Origin of the sequence: Providencia rustigianii DSM 4541 (genome assembly GCF_000156395.1) — a bacterium.
Classification (GTDB): domain Bacteria; phylum Pseudomonadota; class Gammaproteobacteria; order Enterobacterales; family Enterobacteriaceae; genus Providencia; species Providencia rustigianii.
Window position 1 is genome coordinate 681715 of record NZ_GG703819.1, and the last position, 18739, is coordinate 700453.

General features: G+C 41.1%; 22 protein-coding genes. 14 read left to right on the forward strand and 8 right to left on the reverse strand.

The window, feature by feature from the left end; all coding sequences use genetic code 11:
• The first annotated feature begins 407 nt into the window (after positions 1–407).
• From PROVRUST_RS13045 to PROVRUST_RS13060, 4 genes are all read left to right on the forward strand, one after another.
• Positions 408–1028 (forward strand): LuxR C-terminal-related transcriptional regulator, encoded by a 621-nt coding sequence (locus PROVRUST_RS13045; protein ID WP_006815322.1) that lies wholly within the window; start codon positions 408–410, stop codon positions 1026–1028.
• 204 nt (positions 1029–1232) lie between these two features.
• A complete protein-coding gene (locus PROVRUST_RS13050; protein ID WP_039855238.1) occupies positions 1233–1604 on the forward strand; it encodes an ArsC family reductase in 372 nt (123 codons plus the stop codon).
• Between the two features lie 11 nt (positions 1605–1615).
• Positions 1616–2746, forward strand: a complete 1131-nt coding sequence (dapE, locus tag PROVRUST_RS13055; RefSeq protein ID WP_006815324.1) for a succinyl-diaminopimelate desuccinylase — start codon at positions 1616–1618, stop codon at positions 2744–2746.
• Positions 2743–3411, forward strand: a complete 669-nt coding sequence (locus PROVRUST_RS13060; RefSeq protein ID WP_006815325.1) for a M15 family metallopeptidase — start codon at positions 2743–2745, stop codon at positions 3409–3411. The genes dapE and PROVRUST_RS13060 overlap by 4 nt, the downstream gene beginning before the upstream one ends.
• A gap of 51 nt (positions 3412–3462) precedes the next feature.
• On the opposite strand, the gene PROVRUST_RS13065 is transcribed toward PROVRUST_RS13060, so the two are convergent.
• Entirely contained in the window at positions 3463–3855 is a 393-nt protein-coding gene (locus PROVRUST_RS13065; RefSeq protein ID WP_039855470.1) for a DUF454 family protein, read from the reverse strand.
• A gap of 118 nt (positions 3856–3973) precedes the next feature.
• Between PROVRUST_RS13065 and PROVRUST_RS13070 the strand changes: the two genes are divergently transcribed.
• Positions 3974–4168: a YpfN family protein gene (locus tag PROVRUST_RS13070; RefSeq protein ID WP_006815327.1), complete on the forward strand. Its 195-nt coding sequence runs from the start codon at positions 3974–3976 to the stop codon at positions 4166–4168.
• Here the strand turns inward: PROVRUST_RS13070 and PROVRUST_RS13075 are convergent.
• Both PROVRUST_RS13075 and PROVRUST_RS13080 read right to left on the reverse strand, forming a co-directional pair.
• Positions 4149–6188, reverse strand: coding sequence for a tRNA(Met) cytidine acetyltransferase TmcA (locus PROVRUST_RS13075; RefSeq protein WP_006815328.1), 2040 nt, complete (start codon positions 6186–6188; stop codon positions 4149–4151). The genes PROVRUST_RS13070 and PROVRUST_RS13075 overlap by 20 nt on opposite strands.
• A gap of 7 nt (positions 6189–6195) precedes the next feature.
• Complete coding sequence (locus PROVRUST_RS13080) at positions 6196–6648, reverse strand: DUF441 domain-containing protein (protein WP_006815329.1); 453 nt, start codon at positions 6646–6648, stop codon at positions 6196–6198.
• 383 nt (positions 6649–7031) lie between these two features.
• On the opposite strand from PROVRUST_RS13080, the gene PROVRUST_RS13085 reads away from it, so the two are divergent.
• Genes PROVRUST_RS13085 through PROVRUST_RS20565 form a run of 5 tightly spaced genes read left to right on the forward strand, consistent with a single transcriptional unit; the run spans position 7032 to position 10428 of the window.
• Positions 7032–7457: a PPC domain-containing DNA-binding protein gene (locus tag PROVRUST_RS13085; protein ID WP_006815330.1), complete on the forward strand. Its 426-nt coding sequence runs from the start codon at positions 7032–7034 to the stop codon at positions 7455–7457.
• A 46-nt stretch (positions 7458–7503) separates the two neighbouring features.
• Positions 7504–8085 (forward strand): membrane protein, encoded by a 582-nt coding sequence (locus tag PROVRUST_RS13090; RefSeq protein ID WP_039855240.1) that lies wholly within the window; start codon positions 7504–7506, stop codon positions 8083–8085.
• A 9-nt stretch (positions 8086–8094) separates the two neighbouring features.
• Positions 8095–8799 (forward strand): energy-coupling factor transporter transmembrane component T, encoded by a 705-nt coding sequence (locus PROVRUST_RS13095; protein ID WP_039855242.1) that lies wholly within the window; start codon positions 8095–8097, stop codon positions 8797–8799.
• A complete protein-coding gene (locus tag PROVRUST_RS13100) occupies positions 8790–9632 on the forward strand; it encodes an energy-coupling factor ABC transporter ATP-binding protein (RefSeq protein ID WP_006815334.1) in 843 nt (280 codons plus the stop codon). Before PROVRUST_RS13095 ends, PROVRUST_RS13100 begins: the two co-directional genes overlap by 10 nt.
• Positions 9619–10428 (forward strand): energy-coupling factor ABC transporter ATP-binding protein, encoded by an 810-nt coding sequence (locus PROVRUST_RS20565; RefSeq protein WP_006815335.1) that lies wholly within the window; start codon positions 9619–9621, stop codon positions 10426–10428. The genes PROVRUST_RS13100 and PROVRUST_RS20565 overlap by 14 nt, the downstream gene beginning before the upstream one ends.
• Positions 10429–10477: 49 nt before the next feature.
• On the opposite strand, the gene purC is transcribed toward PROVRUST_RS20565, so the two are convergent.
• The 4 genes from purC to dapA all read right to left on the reverse strand — a co-directional run bounded on the left by purC (position 10478) and on the right by dapA (position 14319).
• Complete coding sequence (gene purC, locus PROVRUST_RS13110) at positions 10478–11191, reverse strand: phosphoribosylaminoimidazolesuccinocarboxamide synthase (protein WP_006815336.1); 714 nt, start codon at positions 11189–11191, stop codon at positions 10478–10480.
• Positions 11192–11502: 311 nt separating this feature from the next.
• Entirely contained in the window at positions 11503–12174 is a 672-nt protein-coding gene (locus tag PROVRUST_RS13115; RefSeq protein ID WP_006815337.1) for a hypothetical protein, read from the reverse strand.
• Between the two features lie 167 nt (positions 12175–12341).
• Positions 12342–13394, reverse strand: coding sequence for an outer membrane protein assembly factor BamC (gene bamC / locus PROVRUST_RS13120; protein WP_006815338.1), 1053 nt, complete (start codon positions 13392–13394; stop codon positions 12342–12344).
• Between the two features lie 16 nt (positions 13395–13410).
• Entirely contained in the window at positions 13411–14319 is a 909-nt protein-coding gene (gene dapA, locus PROVRUST_RS13125; RefSeq protein WP_006815339.1) for a 4-hydroxy-tetrahydrodipicolinate synthase, read from the reverse strand.
• A gap of 250 nt (positions 14320–14569) precedes the next feature.
• On the opposite strand from dapA, the gene PROVRUST_RS13130 reads away from it, so the two are divergent.
• Positions 14570–15127 carry a glycine cleavage system transcriptional repressor gene (locus PROVRUST_RS13130; protein ID WP_006815340.1) on the forward strand — a complete coding sequence of 186 codons (558 nt, stop codon included), beginning with the start codon at positions 14570–14572 and terminating at the stop codon, positions 15125–15127.
• 14 nt (positions 15128–15141) lie between these two features.
• Positions 15142–15612, forward strand: a complete 471-nt coding sequence (gene bcp, locus PROVRUST_RS13135) for a thioredoxin-dependent thiol peroxidase (protein WP_006815341.1) — start codon at positions 15142–15144, stop codon at positions 15610–15612.
• A gap of 62 nt (positions 15613–15674) precedes the next feature.
• On the opposite strand, the gene PROVRUST_RS13140 is transcribed toward bcp, so the two are convergent.
• Positions 15675–16757 carry an AI-2E family transporter gene (locus PROVRUST_RS13140; protein ID WP_006815342.1) on the reverse strand — a complete coding sequence of 361 codons (1083 nt, stop codon included), beginning with the start codon at positions 16755–16757 and terminating at the stop codon, positions 15675–15677.
• Between the two features lie 143 nt (positions 16758–16900).
• On the opposite strand from PROVRUST_RS13140, the gene bepA reads away from it, so the two are divergent.
• On the forward strand, positions 16901–18364 hold the full coding sequence (bepA, locus tag PROVRUST_RS13145) for a beta-barrel assembly-enhancing protease (RefSeq protein WP_006815343.1): 1464 nt from the start codon (positions 16901–16903) through the stop codon (positions 18362–18364).
• Positions 18365–18376: 12 nt separating this feature from the next.
• On the forward strand, positions 18377–18733 hold the full coding sequence (gene arsC / locus PROVRUST_RS13150; RefSeq protein ID WP_006815344.1) for an arsenate reductase (glutaredoxin): 357 nt from the start codon (positions 18377–18379) through the stop codon (positions 18731–18733).
• Positions 18734–18739: the final 6 nt, after the last annotated feature.

Sequence of the window (18739 nt, forward strand, 5' to 3'; positions counted from 1 at the left end):
TAAACACATCTTGTTAGCAAATCATGATCATGCCTATGATTTCCAGAAAAATCTCTCAATTACAATGAACTCTATACACTTTTCTTAAAAAATTTAAAGTGAAAATCCTATACGGATGCTGGAATGTTATTAATATTTATTAATAGCATTCCTAAAAGGCAATTTATTTTTCTACATCTTAGTTATTATTCTTTCGAAATTAATGTATTATTAAAACGCTCTAAACATCCATTAATCATTAAAAATACTTGAACTTATAAAATCCATTCATTTATTTATGATAATACAAAAATAATTAACATCTGAATTAAGACTTTAGAAACTCATAGAATTTAAATTAATTGAATTTAAACCAGATTAACAATTGTTAATCTAAAAAATATCAAGACATAAAAAAGGAACCCTCTATGTCTAATCACACCGTTATGATCATTGATGAACACCCTATAATTAGGTTTGGACTATCCCAACTGATAAATACTGCAACTGATTTTCACGTCACTGATGAAGTCTGTAATTGTAAAGAAGCCTTAAATATAGCCACTACAAAACAGCCTAAAATGATTCTGATAGATACCATAATCCATGGTAATAAAACCTTTGAAACAATTAGGTTACTACGCAAGCATTGCACTAGCAGTTATCTATTAGTCTTGTCTCTGTCTACCATGAAAACCGATATTTACTCCGCAATAGACGCCGGTGCTCAAGGCTATTTATTAAAAAATAGTGAACTCGACATGCTGATTAATAGTATGAAAAAAGCCATCGAAGGGCATCACGTCTTTAGTGAAAAAGTATATCAACATTTAATTACTCGACATCAATCAAAAGATCCACTCTCAACATTAACTCGAAGAGAATGTGAAATATTACACGAGATGGCTGCTGGATTAAAAAACAGAGAAATCTCTCAGCTACTTTTTATTTCAGAGGAAACAGTCAAAGTCCATATTCGAAATGTTTTAAAAAAATTACGTGTTCGTTCAAGGTTAGAGGCTAGCTTAATATACATGCGATCAAAATAATTATATTAAATAATATATTTTTTAATATAATCGCCATTAATAATATTTAATCATCCATATAGTATTATGAATATTAACGTCTCAATATTAATTATTATATCAATTAGTTTTTTAATTAATCTTTTCTATTCAAAGGGGTAGACCATATTTGTATTTTCCAGCATTATGTATGGCACACATTGTTAGCCATCAGAGGAAAATGACATGTCCAACACCCCTGTTTCTCCTTATGTTATGTACGGGATTAAAAACTGCGATACCATAAAAAAAGCCCGTCGCTATCTAGAAGATAACGGTATTCATTACCAATTTCATGACTATCGTGTTGATGGCATCAGTGATGAACTGCTTTCCACCTTTTTACAGCATATTGACTGGGATATATTAGTCAATAAAAGAGGCACTACGTGGCGTAAACTGAGTGATACTGAAAAAAATGCGGTTGTTGATGCAGCTAGCGCAAAAAAAGTGTTACTGGCAGAACCAGCGATGATCAAACGTCCAATCTTAATATCCGCAGATAACCGCTATTTAGTGGGATTTTCTGTCGATGATTATCAAAAATTCACACAATAGAAGGTGATAGAATGGATTGCCCTGTTATTCAACTTGCCAAAGAATTAATTTCTCGCCCATCTATCAGTCCTGATGATCAAGGTTGCCAAGACTTATTAATAGAACGCTTAAATAACGTCGGGTTTATTGTTGAAAAAATGCCATTTGGCGATACGCTTAATTTTTGGGCTTATCGTGGTCAAGATGGAAAAACATTAGCATTTGCAGGCCACACTGATGTCGTACCTGCCGGAGACCCCAACAAATGGAAGACAGAACCATTTACTCCGGTCATTATCAATCAACATCTTCATGGCCGTGGCGCAGCCGATATGAAAGGTTCAATTGCTGCCATGGTCGTTGCTGCTGAACGTTTTGTTGCAAAACATCCTAATCATACCGGGCGCCTTGCATTTTTAATTACATCAGATGAAGAAGCCAAAGCAACTCACGGTACAGTCAAAGTTGTGGAAGCCTTAATGGCACGTCATGAACCTGTCGATTACTGCTTAGTGGGTGAACCATCAAGTCAATCTGCACTTGGGGATATAGTTAAAAATGGACGCCGTGGTTCCATAACAGCCAATTTAACCATTATTGGAATACAGGGGCACGTTGCCTATCCACATCTTGCCGATAACCCTGTGCATAGAGCAACTCACTTTTTACAAGAATTAGTCACCACAACGTGGGATGAAGGTAACCAATATTTCCCAGCCACGAGCATGCAGATTGCAAATATTCAGGCAGGCACTGGGGCGAATAATGTGATCCCTGGTGAACTTAACGTTCAATTTAATTTTCGTTTCAGTACTGAACTTACAGATACCATCATTAAAGAACGCGTTACCGAAATGCTCGACCGTCATGGGTTGAATTACCATTTAGACTGGGTCTTATCTGGGCAGCCATTCTTAACCGGTGAAAGTAAATTGGTCAGTGCCACTGTACAAGCGATTCAAGAATTGACGGGGCGCACCACATCACTGTCCACCAGTGGTGGAACCTCCGATGGTCGCTTTATTGCCCAGATGGGAACGCACGTTATTGAACTAGGCCCACTAAATGCCACTATCCATAAAGTGGATGAGTGTGTCAGTGTTGATGACCTACAAAAATTAGCACTGATTTATGAACGCATCATGGAGTTACTGATCTTATGATCACAATCGACATGCTCACAGGCCGTTGCACCGACCATTTAGTGACATTAGGTGGTAATCACAAGTTACAATTTAATGCGACTAAAGCCTTTCTAGCCATGCAACAAGCGGCTGCAAGAGCGGGTTTTAAATTACAGTCAGCAAGCGCATTTCGAGATTTCTCCCGTCAACAGTTAATTTGGAATGAGAAATTCACAGGTAAGCGCCCTGTTCTTGATGCCCATAGTCAACCTTTAGATATTTCCACTCTGACTGAAGGTGAGCGCTGTGAAGCTATTTTACATTGGTCAGCTTTACCGGGAGCAAGCCGCCATCATTGGGGAACCGAAATTGATGTTTATGACCCTTTGCGTATTCCAGCAGGGCAAACACTGCAATTAGAGCCTTGGGAATACGAAGCTGGCGGTTATTTAGCAGAACTCAATGAGTGGCTGAGTGAAAATATGGCAACCTTTGATTTTTATCGCCCTTTTACCGCGAAAGATGGCGGAGTGGCTTACGAACCTTGGCATATTAGTTACTGGCCTTTATCGCATCAGGCAGAGCAGTTGTTAACACCTGAAGTAATTAGACAAGTGCTTATCGAAGAGGATATTTATGGAAAAAGCTGGTTATTAGCTAATTTAGACTCTGTTTTTAACCGCTATATAAAAATTCCTGAATAAACCTGTTTTCATTTCACTCAGCGTTATGCTGCTGAGTGAAATTTAATTCCGTCACGGTGCGGTTTTATCCTGATCTGACGAGGGAACATCAACCACTGGTAACCGGTACATAAAGATCAGTAACCAACACATTCCTATAAATAATCCAATCTTTAGCCACCAAAACCCGACGACCCAAATTGAAAATGTAAAAGTTATCGTGATCAATGCCATCGCTTTCGGTTTTACACCTTTAGGTAAAGCGCGATAGGTTTGCCAATGACGTAAATAACCACCAAACCATGAGCGATATAGTAGCCAATTATGAAATCGTGGTGAAGAACGCGAAAAGCACCATGCCGCTAACAATAAAAAACAGGTTGTTGGCATGACGGGTAAAATAACTCCCAAAAAAGCCAAACCGACAGCAAGCCATCCTACGGTAATGAATATGATTTTTTTTATATTCATCCCAGCTCTCCCGTAAAAACACAAAACATGGTTAAATGGCTCCACTAACATTATTGTAAACTCACCTTTCGGCTGTTCTACACAGTATTATGATTAATATAAGAAGGCAAATATGCAATGGCTCGCAGATTACTGGTGGATCATTTTACTTTTACTCGTCGGTATTATCTGGAATTCAGTAAAAGAAATGATGCGACTAGATCCTAAAAAATATTTAGAAGACAAACCTGAAATTCCACCTCACCAAGACAATAACCACTTGTGGGATGATGAGGATGAGGACTGGCCTAAAGACAAAAAGCGTTAACTTTCTGCTTAAGAGCTTGAAGCTGATCAGGTTGATATTCTGCCAGCCACTGCCCAACTTCTGCTCTTGCTTGCTTTAACCATTGCTTTTGCCCTGTCAGTTTTAATGTTTGAACAATCTGTTCAATTGATAAACCTTGTATAAAATGAAGACTCAGAACAGAAGTCGATAGTGCATGTTGCTGCCCCTGAAGCCATTTTAAATATCGCTGTATCGCCGCTGAACTCGCGGAAACAGAACGGTGATAGTCACTAAAACCTATCAATTCTAGCCAATCTTCCTCTATTAAGCGTTGGTCAGCGGATATTTTCAGACTAAATTCATTCAAATCAGTGCGCCAGAAATTATCTCTTTGCAATAAATACTGCCCTTTATTGCAAAGTTCACCAGCAACTGCGGATAAAGGCAGTACCGCCATTGCAGTAAAACAGCCACTACTAGCTTCAATATGGCTACCAATACGCACCAGATGGAAACCCGCAGATTGCCAAAATGCCAGTAATTCTGGCGTTAAACCAAAGCTAACCGACAAGAAATCTACCCCATCAGCATTTGCCTGCTCAATCTGTTGCTGAAGTAATTGGTACCCGATTTTCTTACGACGATATAAAGATGCTACTGCGATACGCATAACCCGCCGAGAAATTAGTTGTGGCGCAGTAGGAAAATAACTATGAGCCGCAAGTGATTGAGCGACTAAGTTACCTCGAGGTCGACGCTGCCCAGCCCAAATTTGCCAACTCAATGACGTATCTAATCCGCCCTCATCCACCATCCACAGTGCGCCTATATGAGCTTGCTGCTGCCCATTTTGCACACTCGCAATGGCAAAGTGTTGCTGTTGAGCATCCAATAAACGCCGTAGATCTAACGGGGATGTTCGGTAATGAGCTCCAGTCAGTAATCCGTAAAACCCTTGAAGCTGATTTAGATTATGAGTGAGTTGCTGTTGATTAATAGAATAGACTCTCACCGGAGCATCAACCCAAGGAATTGGCGTTGGCTCGCAAAGTAACAAACCTTGATTAATCACATTTTCTAGAGGGTCATGGGGTGCAAAGCGGATTGGTTCACTCAATTCTAGTGAGGTAAAATTATCTACGCTATCACAGAATTTCACCATAAAACCCCGCCCCGTACCTTCATAACCATCAACCGTGGTTGTCATTAACACTCGAGGAAAATAAGTAATGAGCTGGCGCAATATATGAGTTGGGATCGTAGCGGCTTCATCAATAATTAGCCAGTCTGCATCAATAGGCTGACCTGATTGGCAATATTTTAATAGTGCGTCAGGCGCCCAAAAATTTAAGGCTTTTTTAGCGAAAGATTCCAATGTGCCTATCGTCACTTTAGCTGGAGCACAGCACCAACACTCGCCTTGCCATTGATTTATCAGCATTCCAGCAACGGTCGATTTTCCTCTTCCTCGGGCAGCAATAATACCCCAAACGCCCTGTTGCGCAGATAATAATTGATGGAGTATTTGCTGTTGTTGAACTGTTGGTTCCCCCGTCGGAGGATGCCATTCTGGGCTATCAGGTAATGAACGATAGGAAAACCCAACATTTTGTTGGTAAAGCAGCACATCAGGGGACGATAATACTGTTCGTTGAAGATGGCGTACAAAATTCGGTGTTGGAATAATGCCTAATTGCTCATTCCAACGCAGGCTATCTGTATCATTTTTCTGAGCCCAATGCTGTTGAGCTGGCGTGCATAGCACCAATAAACTACCTGCTTTCAACGTTCCCGCAAGCATAGCAAGTGCTTCAGAATGTAACCCTGATCGGGCATCAAAAATGGCGTGAGTAAATTCTCGCCCCAACAGTAAATGTGCTTTTTCAGGTAAAATGCTGTCAGGTAAATCCGCAGATACACACAACCAGTCACCACGTAATTGCTGTCTGAATTGTACCAGCTGTGATTCTACCCAATCACTTTCTCCTGACAGCACCAATAAACGGCGGTATCCGCTGCGTTGTAGTTGCTGAACAATTGCGTCTAATGGTATATCCATCGGTAATCTATGACTTACCAATCAAGAGAGAGAGTATCCCTGCTGCGATCAATGGCCCAACAGGAACCCCACGAAATAGTGCAACACCAATAACCGTTCCTACCAATAAACCAGCTACTGTTGAGGGTTGATGTCCCATTAATGCCACACCTCGGCTACCTAGCCAAGAAACCGCTATACCGATGACAATCGCCAATAACGACTTCCAGTTTAAAAAGGAGTTAAAGACATCGTGAGCTGATATTTTGCCACTCGCAATCGGAGCCATGACACCAATAGTTAAGATCAAAATCCCGATCGTTAGACCATATTTTTCAACCCATGGGAAAAAATGATTAAGCGGAGTGATCCGCACAACCAAGAGAAATAGCATTGCGAGTGTCACTGTCATGTTATGGCTGATAATGCCCAGCCCCGCAAGAACCAATAAAATGATCAGTGTTGGGTCAACTTGACTCATGGGTACCCCTGTAAAATTAGTGCTCAGCTTTCACTCAGTACAAATAATGTAGATAGGACAAATTTGCTGTGTATGTTATTGATCTGATTTTAAAGAAGCAAATTTTACCAACTTAAATAGCAATATTTGCAGTTTATCCTAAAACTAACTTATTTTTATGCTTTAAATCACCCTGCACATAGCAACTTAAGTTAAATAATTAGGATATAGAACACTCTAGATTCTATTCATAGTGACCTTAACCATTTTTTTAGTCGATATTTTTCAAGCTATAGCTATTTAAGCTAAAAAGACTCGAAAAAAAATTACTCTCCAGACAGCCTTAATGCAATTCGTATAATAGATTATGGAAACCTATAAACCTATTAGCTAGGATTGCAGCTATGTCACAACCTTTAGCGCACCATTCAAACGCCCGCTTTATTGCGCTTCGTTTGTGTCCCGGAGAGGACGTCGTTCTCACCTTGCGACAAAAAATTAAGCAACATCAACTTTATGCCGCATTTATTGCTGGCTGTGTCGGAAGCTTAACCGATGTCGCATTACGCTTTGCAGGACAAGAAAATACCCACTTCACCTCGGGTAAATATGAAATTGTTTCTTTAATTGGCACCCTAGATGCCGAAGGGGAACATCTTCATCTCGCTGTTTCCGATGAAAATGGACACATGAGTGGCGGTCATATGATGCCCGGCTGTACTGTCAGAACCACGCTTGAATTAGTTATCGGTGAATTAGAGAACGTTCAGTTTACCCGAGAGCATTGCCCACTTTCTGGGTATGAAGAGTTGGTGATTACTGAACGTTAATTTTCATTATTGGGTTTAATTTTTATTTCTAAGGGATCAATCTATCATGGCAAATTCGTCCATTATTTCTAGCCGTACCTTGGCTCTCATCGTATTTTCTATTGCAATCAATATGATTGCTGGGCAATTAAGCTCAATGCTAAAACTGCCTATTTTTCTTGATTCAATTGGTACGCTCATTTGTGCCTTACTTGCGGGCCCTTGGGTCGCTGTATTCAGTGGATTACTCACTAACTTGCTTTGGGGATTAATCAGCAGTCCGATCGCCGCCGCATTCGCACCCGTGGCGATGATGATTGGTCTTAGTGCAGGATTGTTGGCTCGTGCAGGAGGATTTCGAACTTTGCCCCGCGTGATCTTATCGGCAATTATTATTACCTTAGCACTCATGATTGTTGCCGTTCCTATCAGAACTTATCTATTTTCGGGTACCACTGGCAGCGGCGCTGACTTCTTTGTAGCCTATCTGTATGCCATCGGTGATGGTTTACTCGAATCCGTTGCTATTACCGTATTAGGTGCAAATATTGCTGACAAAATTATTTCTGCCATCATCGCGTGGCTGTTAGTGCGCCGCTTACCTGAACGCGTCCAACGCGGCTTCCCCAATATGGCCAAGGTTCGCTAGGGGTTCGTCATGCACCCTTTTACATCATTAACACTCTGGTTCTGGTTTAGTGCCAGCACACTCATGTTGCCCCTAGGCTGGGCACTCATCTTGATTGCTTTCGGTGCATTTGCCGCAGTGATTTTACGCTCAGCCTCGTTCTACCGCTGGAAATTTATTGCCTGGATTATGCTACCGATGGCTGCGGGACTATGGCTGATTCATGGGGGTTGGTTAAGTGAACTATTGACAGGTTCACCGCCGCCAATCACCCAGCAACAAAAAGCGATGGCACTATGGTTTCGTTTGTTAGCTATCATTAGTGCATCCCAATTGTGGCTACAATATGTTCCCACTGAACGCTTTATCCGTGCATTATTTGCCAGTCGACTTCCCGCTAGCTTCGCATACTTATTGGCGGGTCCTCTATTATTAGTGGAGCAATTGCGCCAGCAACTTTCCAGTATTCGTGAAGCTCAGTTAGCCCGTGGCGTTCCTCTAGATGGCAATTTTTGGCAAAGATTAACCTCATTGCCCACCCTTTTATTACCTTTGGCAAGTAATGCCTTATCTGAACTCACTGTTCGTAGTGCGGCTCTAGATATGCGAGCTTTCCGCTACACGAAAAATAGAACCACGTTAAATCCGCCAGTAGACAGCCTTTTTCAAAAAAGGCTTCGTATTGGAATGTTCTTCCTCCTTTTTATTGAAGGAGGTTTGGCGATATGGTTATAAATATTAAACAAATGACCTTTACACCTAAAGGCTCTGAAACACCTTTGCTTGGCCCCTTAGACCTACAATTAGCGCAAGGAGATTGGCTGTGTATTCTGGGTGGTAATGGGAGTGGAAAAAGTACCCTCGCTCAGCTATTAGCAGGCTGGTATCCTGACCAACTAAGCGGACTTTTATCTGGCACGTCGTTAGTACTTTCACAAGAAATTGGCCAAGGGACTCTCGTTAACTTAGCCGCAAACCGACAATGGGTCCAACAATCCCCTCAACTACAGTTGTCGGGTTGCACTTTTTCTGTTGAACAAGAAGTTGCATTTGGACCAGAAAACCTCGGGCTATCACCTGAAGAGATTCAGCAACGGGTCGAACATGCTTTAGAATTAACCTTCTGTGATTGTTTACGTACCCGCCATCCTGCAACGCTTTCTGGCGGTGAGGCTCAACGCGTTGTCTTAGCCTGTGCCATTGCCATGCGTCCTCAACTCCTTCTGTTAGATGAAGCATTTAGTCGCCTAACACCTGCGGCAACCGAGCGCCTGCTATCTCAACTAAAGCAATATTCTCAATTGACTGGCTGTTGTATCGTTCTATTTGAACGCCATTTACTTCCAGCTCTCCACTTTTGCAATAATTTCATGCTATTAGAGCAAGGAAAATCTGTCGCTATAGGCGATATTGAGCAGGTTTTTCTTCCTGCACAACGTACCATTAATATGCCTGATGCATGGCGAGTTATTGGCTATCTCATTCAAAGCGGGGTTTGGGATCAGGGAATTCCTCGTAATGAGCAACAACTATTACAAAGAATGAGAGCGTACTATGCTACAAATTAATGACCTTAGTTTTCGCTGGACGCCGAACGCAGAGGACGCAATCAGCCAATTATCATTGATGGTTAAATCGGGAGAATGGTTGGCTTTAGTTGGCGATAATGGTGCGGGAAAATCAACACTTTTGCGCTTAATCGCGGGATTGTTATCTCCCACAAAGGGAGACGTTAATTTCGAACATCAATCTGTCAGCCACTACCGCGCGGTAGAACGAGCCCAACAGATTGGCATCTTATTTCAAGAGGCCGAAAAACAGATATTTCACAGCAGCGTTAAAGAAGAAATCCGTTTTGGCTTACGCCGGTTAAAACTATCCCATACAGAAAGCCAACGGCGTCTTCAACAGGCCCTCGATATTTGTCATCTTACCGAGGTTTCTGATAAGCACCCTCTAGATTTACATTCAGCGCAGCGTCGTATGGTCGCTGTAGCCTGTTTAACAGCGGTAGCACCAAAGCTTCTACTTCTTGATGAACCCAGTCGCGATTTTGATGCTCATTGGCTAGGCTGTTTTGAAAATTGGCTACAGCTTCAACGTAAACAAGGCACTACAGTCATTGCCATCAGCCATGATTTGGATTTTGTGGCTAGGAATTTTCAGCGCGCAGTGCATTTATCTAAAGGTTGCTTAATTGCTGATGGCGCTGTTGCTGATGTTTTATACCATCCAGAGTTACAACCCGATTCACGACTTCCTGCCCCCACATTGCAGGCACTAAGCCGACACCTACAATTACCTATTGAGAATAATGCCAAGTCATGGAGTGACGCTTTTTTAGCTCGGCATCACATCTCATGACAAAAAAATAGCCTGCATAGCAGGCTATCTTGTCACTGTTTTCGTGAACTTAATCAAGTTTTACGCCAATGCGACGAGCAACTTCTTCATACGCTTCAATCAGCCCACCAAGGCTTTGACGGAAACGGTCTTTATCCATTTTATTTAGCGTTTCTTTGTCCCATAAACGGCTACCATCTGGAGAGAATTCATCGCCTAGAACTACCTCACCGTTGAATAGGCCAAACTCAAGTTTGAAATCGACTAAGATCAGACCTGCATCAGCAAAAATTTTGCTCAATACCTCGTTAGCTTTGTAGCTTAATTCACGCATTTTCGCTAAATTTTCTTTACTTACCCAACCGAAAGTTTCGCAATAAGATTCATTGACCATTGGGTCATGTTTAGCATCATCTTTTAGGAATAAATCAAATAAAGGTGGATTTAATACCATTCCTTCTTCAACGCCAAGACGCTTGACTAAGGAGCCTGCTGCACGGTTACGAATAACGCATTCTACGGGTACCATATCTAATTTTTTAACTAAAGCTTCAGTATCAGATAACAGCGCTTCCATCTGTGTTGGAATGCCTGCTTCTTCTAGCTTAGTCATAATGAAATGGTTAAATTTGTTATTGACCATTCCCTTGCGGTCAAATTGCTCGATACGCTCCCCATCGAGTGCTGATGTATCATTACGGAACTCCAAAATTAATAAATTCGGATCCTCTGTGGTATAGACAGTTTTTGCCTTGCCACGATACAACTCAGCTTTCTTTTGCATCTTACACACTCCAGAGATGTGATTAAACTAAATAGAAACCAACCTGCACAGCAGATTCAGATAAGTAACAGTAGAATTAAACCCGTAAAAAAACGTCTTCATTGTTAATTTTCTGCTCTGATTCAGTCAGTTATCGATAAACTTACACCTTAAGCCTAACTTACTGATATTCAATATTTTATAATTAACTACCAATTATGATAATAAAATTTACGTGTGGACGCAAACGATTACTTAGCCGTGAATACTGATTTTTTGTCCATTGGTTTGTTGTGAGAATTTTTAGGTGATTAAAATGAAATAGTACGAAACTACAGTAATGGATATTTACTAATTACTACCAACTTATGAGTATAAACGTCAATATCCGTGCCCCACAGCTGGTTTACCCATTGAGAGAAAAACTCTGCTTCGTTTTGAATTTGAGTTAATGGTCTGTCTTCAATGGTTCCATCTGAAGCATAAATATAATAGTCTTGATGGAATGCCCATGAAATCATAATTTCCCAAAAACGTTGCCCATCACGAGTATGTTCTTCATCCGTAACCATAATGCTATGACTATCCAACAAATGGATGAAGAATATACGAGGCAAATCTCCAATATTAGTTTGATGTAGATGAGATACCGTACGCCAAACTTTAATTTGGGTACATGTCGTTTCCCCAAATATGATATCTGGGCGGAATCTCAATTCAAGTAAATAAACTGTTTCAGGGATCCCATCAGTTGATAACAATCTATATTGTTCTTTTTTAAGTGATTTAACTAGCCGATACCCTTTCGGAATAACATAACCTGGTAAATCAACATTCACGACACCATCCCGAATAAAACTTTCGGTATGAGCCTGATTATTCTGAGGATCCCTAAGTTTATAATTAAACTCAGCCCCTGATATTTGTCTTGGCATCGAACTATTATCTCTATCTGTCGTTGGTTTTGATGCGTTATTATCCACGACTCTATCCTCTTTGTTCACCCATATTGACTGAAGTATATCCGAAAAATAGCGTTGGATACATTAACCGTTAGAGTGATAATTAAACGATTTTATTACATTTGGCTCACTTTATTTGAGCATTTGAGTAAAAAAAAACGCCACCCAATCGGATAGCGTTTCTTTATGAACCAATAAGCTAAATAAACTTATTTTTTAGTTGGAGCTTTACTAAAAGCGGCTTTCAGAGCAGCAACCATCTCATCATTTTGTTTCTGAGTTAATGGCACACCTTTAGTATTGATAAACTGTAAGCTACTACGGTTATTCAAGTCACCCACTTGGACTTTATAGTCATCTTCTGGCACCGAAGGATCATCAATTCCCAACGCTTGCCATTCAGAGCTACTCAGCCCTTTGTATGTCACCATCACAGAACCCGCTGAGCGGCTACGATCACCCACTTTCATGCCAACACTTTCTAATGCATGTGGTAAACGCTCCCAAACTGCATCGTATGGTGCGCGTACGATAACAACCGGTAATCCCGTGTCATTACTGCCGGTCTGCACATCAATAATGCCATACGCGCTTTGTAGGCTATTTTTACTTGAAGTGTCACGTAAGGCATAAAGAGCATCAGTTAAATCGTTTAATAACAATTTATTATAGCGTTGAACTTCAACTGCATCAGTCACTGACTCATTACCTTGGCGTAGACCTAAATTGGTCACAGTTAAGGCAATCATGCCACCTTCCGGTTGAACAGTCACTTTATGTCGACTTTCTAATGGCACGTTTTCATCCGCACGATCCCACTTAATCCAGTCAGTTTCGATAAAACGAGAACCATCATTTTTACTGGATACTGGAATACCGCGTTGCTCTAAAATCATCGCAACTTGTGACCATAACGCACTATTTTCAGGTGTATTTTCTAGCAACAAACGACTTGCTTCAGCGCTATTCTCAGTACGAGAGCCGGATAATTGTGAAATCGTCAATACAGGAGGACGAATATCAAGTGCCTTACCTACTGCGCCAGTGGATGTAGTCTTAGGAAGATCATATTCACCATTCGCCGCAGGTAATGTAATTCCTTGAGGCACATTCAATGCTTTCAATGGCGCAGCACTAAGATATTCTTCATCACCACTGACCTGACGTTTATAGCGCTGATCGCTGGAACAGGCTGCCAGTAACACGACAAGTGACAGGCCAGCAACCTTCATAACCTTCGATTTTTGCAATAATGTTGCCATTAAAATTCCCTAAATTTTACAGTAAGCCAGCGAGCTTCATGGCATCCTCAACCTTTTGCTGCCCTGATACTGTTAGCGGTGTCATTGGTAACCGTAACGTATCATCAGCGATGAGGTTAAGACGATGGCATGCCCATTTCGCTGGTATTGGATTTGGCTCAACAAATAACTGATGATGAAGCCCCATCAGTCGTTTATTCAATTCACGGGCTTCAGTATATTTGCCCTCAAGCGCTAAGTCACACATTTTTACCATCAGCGCAGCAGCCACATTGGAAGTGACGGAAATTACCCCTTGACCACCAAGTTGCATAAAATCAAGTGCTGTTGCATCGTCACCAGATAGCAGGACAAAATTTTCATCAACCAGCTCTTTGATTTGGTGAACCCTTGCTAAGTTCCCTGTTGCTTCTTTAATTGCAACAATATTCGCCAATTTCGCCAAGCGCCCCACAGTTTCTGGTAATAAATCACAACCAGTACGTGATGGTACATTATAGAGAATTTGTGGCAAGCTGGTGTTTTCTGATATCGCTTTAAAGTGTTGGTATAAACCTTCTTGTGACGGTCTATTATAATAAGGAGTTACCGTCAGGCAAGCAACTACGCCACTGTGTTCAAACTCTTGAGTTAACGAAATTGCTTCTGCTGTTGCGTTGGCGCCAGTGCCCGCAATAATAGGAATGCGCCCATCTGCTAGCTCAAGGGTTGCTTTAACGACATCCACATGTTCTTTATGGTTAAGTGTTGCCGACTCCCCGGTAGTTCCTACAGAAACAATGGCTGTAGTTTTGCTTTCTACATGATAATCCACCAGCTTTTTCAAGCTTGCTCTATCAACGTTTCCAGCTGAGTCCATTGGTGTAATAACGGCAACAATACTTCCCGTTAAAAAATCTTTGTAGTGTGCGTTTTGATTTGCCATCACGATATCCCCTAAATAGATGAGTTCCCATGTTACTTTTTCATTTCAAAGAATAAAACCACCCAAACGCAAGATTTTAATGAATTTTGTTAATGCCAATGACATTAACTTAAATAGAAGTAATAATTCAGCAGTATTTGTCGCAAGAGTGAATCACTTTACTTGGCAGACTCACAATTTTATGGTTTCCTTAGCTTCATCTAGGGTCAACACCATTCTGACCATAATTTAGTCAAATAAGGAACAAACTTTGCCTAAGACTGAACCGCAATTTCTTGTTATTACTGCGCTGGGAACAGATCGTTCGGGCATCGTGAATACGATTACACGTCTTGTCAGCGAGTGTGATTGTAATATTGAGGATAGCCGACTCGCTATGTTTGGCGAGGAATTTACATTTATCATGATGTTATCAGGGAGTTGGAACGCTATCACATTGTTAGAAGCGATCTTACCCACCAAAGGTGCTGAGCTTGATCTGCTGATTGTGATGAAAAGAACGCACAGCGTGAAAAAAACCTACTATCCTTCAACTGTAACGATCAATGTTGTTGTAGATGATGCTCCTCGCATCGTCGAACAGTTCACCAATTTACTCACCACGCAACACTGTAATATTGCTGAACTAGTATCAAAGACACAGCCTGCTAATGAAGATATGCCCGCTCAATTAGAAATCCAAATTACAGCCCATGATCCTCTGGATGATAATGGCATAATTATAAAGAATAAATTTCAACAACTATGTACAATGCTAAGTGCCAAAGGCAACATCAGTATTGTTAACAATCCCAAAATGCAGAGTTAACGGAGATATATGCAATGAACCCATTGAAAGCCGGTGATAAGGCGCCTCAATTTAGCCTTCCTGACCAAGATGGTGAGATCATCAATCTTTCTGATTATCAGGGGCAACGCGTATTAGCTTATTTTTATCCTAAAGCAATGACCCCAGGTTGTACTGTTCAGGCTTGTGGCCTGCGTGATGAGATGGATACACTAAAATCAAAAGGTGTCGAGGTTTTAGGTATTAGTACAGATAAACCAGAAAAATTGGCTCGTTTCGCTGAAAAAGAGTTATTAAACTTCACTCTGTTATCCGATGAAGATCATCAAGTTTGTGAGCAATTCGGTGTTTGGGGTGAAAAACAATTTATGGGGAAAACCTACGATGGGATTCACCGTATTAGTTTTCTTATTGATGCAAACGGCACCATTGAACATGTTTTTGACGATTTTAAAACCAGTAATCACCATGAAATCGTTCTAACGTATATCAACGCTCACGCCTAATTAAACAAAAAGGTTGCCGAATATTTTAGGCAACCTTTTTCTTTTCTGCTTACTTTTGACTTCTATGATAAGTTTTTATCTAGTGTTTCAACATCATTCACATCTTGAGGCCACGCGTTAATGACTGCTTTAATCAATGTCGCTAACGGAATAGCAAAGAACACGCCCCAAAAGCCCCATAATCCACCAAAAATCACCACGGATAAAATGATGACTAATGGATGCAAATTCACAGCTTCTGAATAGAGTAATGGCACCACAATATTACTGTCCAAGCCTTGAATAACCAGATAGACAATCAATAACGACCAAAATTCACTACCCACTCCCCACTGGAATAACGCCACGAGCACGACAGGAATTGTCGCCGCTACAGCACCGATATAAGGAATCAAGACAGAAACCCCAACCAACACAGATAAAAGTACTGAATAGCGCAAATCAAAATAAGCAAACCCAATATAGGTACAGACCCCAACAATAACCATTTCCGTGACTTTACCACGTAAATAATTGGTGATTTGTTGATTCATTTCTAGCCATACTTTGCTGACTAATAAACGATTTCGAGGTAATAGTTTTAGAAAGCTTTTCGAAATTCTTTCTTTATCTTTCAATAAGAAAAATATCATCAATGGAACCAGAACCAAATAAATTGCAAGAGTGAAAATACCAATCAATGAAGCAACTGACGCTTTAACCACTGAGTCCGCAACATTTGACAACCTGCTACGAATATTATCTGCCATCATATCGATGATCCCGGCATCAACGAGAGCGGGATATTGCTCCGGCAGTTTTTGTGCAAATTCACTAAAACGAGTGACCATGTTTGGTAAATCTGCAACCAAATTCATCCCTTGTTGCCATGCTGTAGGTGCAATAATTAGGATCACCATGGCACTAATTCCCGCAAATAAGGTCAAAATGATGCTAACCGATAAAACACGGGAAAGACCGATACGTTGAAGCAAATGAGTTGGCCATTCAAGTAAATACGCAAAGACAATTGCGACTAATAATGGAGCCAGTATACTGCTGAAGAAAAATATGACCAAAAAGCCAATGACTAGCAGACTAAACAATGCAACTGCTTGCGGGTCAGCAAAACGCCGACGGTACCATTGTAAAAACATCTCTAACATTTATTGGCTCCTGGGAAGGTCAAACAAGGACAGTTCCTAAATTGAAGAAAATTATACCGAATAACAGATTTTACGATAGCTTTTGCTATCATATCTCCTAATTAATTCGCGTTTTCTGTAGGTGATAAGTGAAGATATGCACCATGACTAAAAAATTGAAATATCCATTACTGGCTGTATTCATGTCTGCGCTGATCCATGGCGCTATATTACCTGCATATAGTTCCGTCGAAGATACCTTACCAGATATTGGTACCACAGCTGGCGGTACACTGAGCATCAACCAAGAAATCATAATGGGCGATGCAATTACTCGCCAAATTCGAGGCAGTACGCCTTTAATTTATGATCCGCTGCTTACCCAATATATTAACAAGCTTGGGCAACGTTTAGTGACCAATGCGGATTCAGTTAAAACTCCATTTAAGTTCTATTTAGTCAATAACCCAAATATTAACGCCTATGCCTATTTTGGTGGTAACGTCGTATTGCACTCCGCCCTATTCCGCTATAGCCAAAATGAAAGCCAGCTAGCATCTGTTATGGCGCATGAAATATCTCACGTGACTCAGCGCCATTTGGCGCGAATGATGGAAGACCAAAAAGCCACTACGCCACTGGCTATTGCAGGAACCATTGGCTCATTGCTACTCGTAATGGCAAACCCACAAGCTGGTTTTGCCGCCTTAACAGGGACCATGGCAGGTATGCAACAAGGGATGATCAGCTTCACTCAAGCGAATGAGCAAGAAGCCGACCGTATCGGTTTACAGACCTTACGCCGCTCGGGTTTTGACCCACATGCGATGGCTGATTTTATGCAAATAATGTCAGACCAAACGCGCTATATGTCAAAGCCACCTGAAATCCTACTTACTCACCCTTTGCCTGATAGCCGTTTAGCGGATGCACGCAACCGTTCTAACCAATATCCAAAAGTTAGCGCGCCATCCTCTCTCGATTTTATGTTGGCTCGAGTACGTATCTTGTCCATGTATAGCGCCGACCAAAAAATTGCACTAGACCAAATCTTGGATAATTACAGTAAAGGCAATGCCCAAGAACAACTGGCCGCCAAATATGGTCAAGCTTTACAATTATCACAAGATAAAAAATATGCCGAAGCAGGCGCTATCCTGTCAGAATTATTGGCCAAACAACCAGATAACCCATGGTTCATTGACTCAATGACGGATATAGACATTGAACAAAAGCAGGTTGGAAAAGCAGTAACCCGCCTACAAAACGCCCTGAAAAAATCACCGAAAAATACGGTATTTATTGTTAACTTAGCCAATGCGTACGTGAATAGCGGTCAATATCAAGATGCCAGCAAGCTATTAAATAAATATACGTTTGATTACCCAGATGACCCGATAGGATGGGATTTGTTGGCAGAAGCATCGGCTAAACAAGGGGATCGCAATGCGGAACTTGCCGCCTATGCAGAAGGTATGGCACTACGTGGTAACTATGACACTGCCATTAATTATTTGAGTGAAGCTAGCCGTAGAAGCCGTTTAGGTAGCTACGATCAGCTACGATTTGATGCGCGTATTGATGAGCTAACAAGGCTGAAAGAACGTGATAGTAATGCAAAACCGTAAGGACCAATAATCATGACGGATTCAATTAAAATTTATCATAACCCACGCTGCTCAAAGAGCCGTGAAACCTTGGGTTTATTGCAAGACAAAGGTATTACACCGACGGTGGTTGAATATTTAACAACACCGCCCTCAGTTGCAGAAATTGAAAACCTATTGAAAATGCTAGGATTCAGTGATGCACGCCAACTAATGCGCACCAAAGAAGAGTTATATAAAGAGTTGAAATTAGCAGATACAACCTTAACTCAAGCGCAACTCATTAAAGCCATGCATGATAATCCAAAATTAATTGAGCGCCCTATTGTTGTTAAAGGCAAAAAAGCGAAATTAGGTCGCCCACCGGAGCAAGTACTAGAGATTTTATAAGTGAAA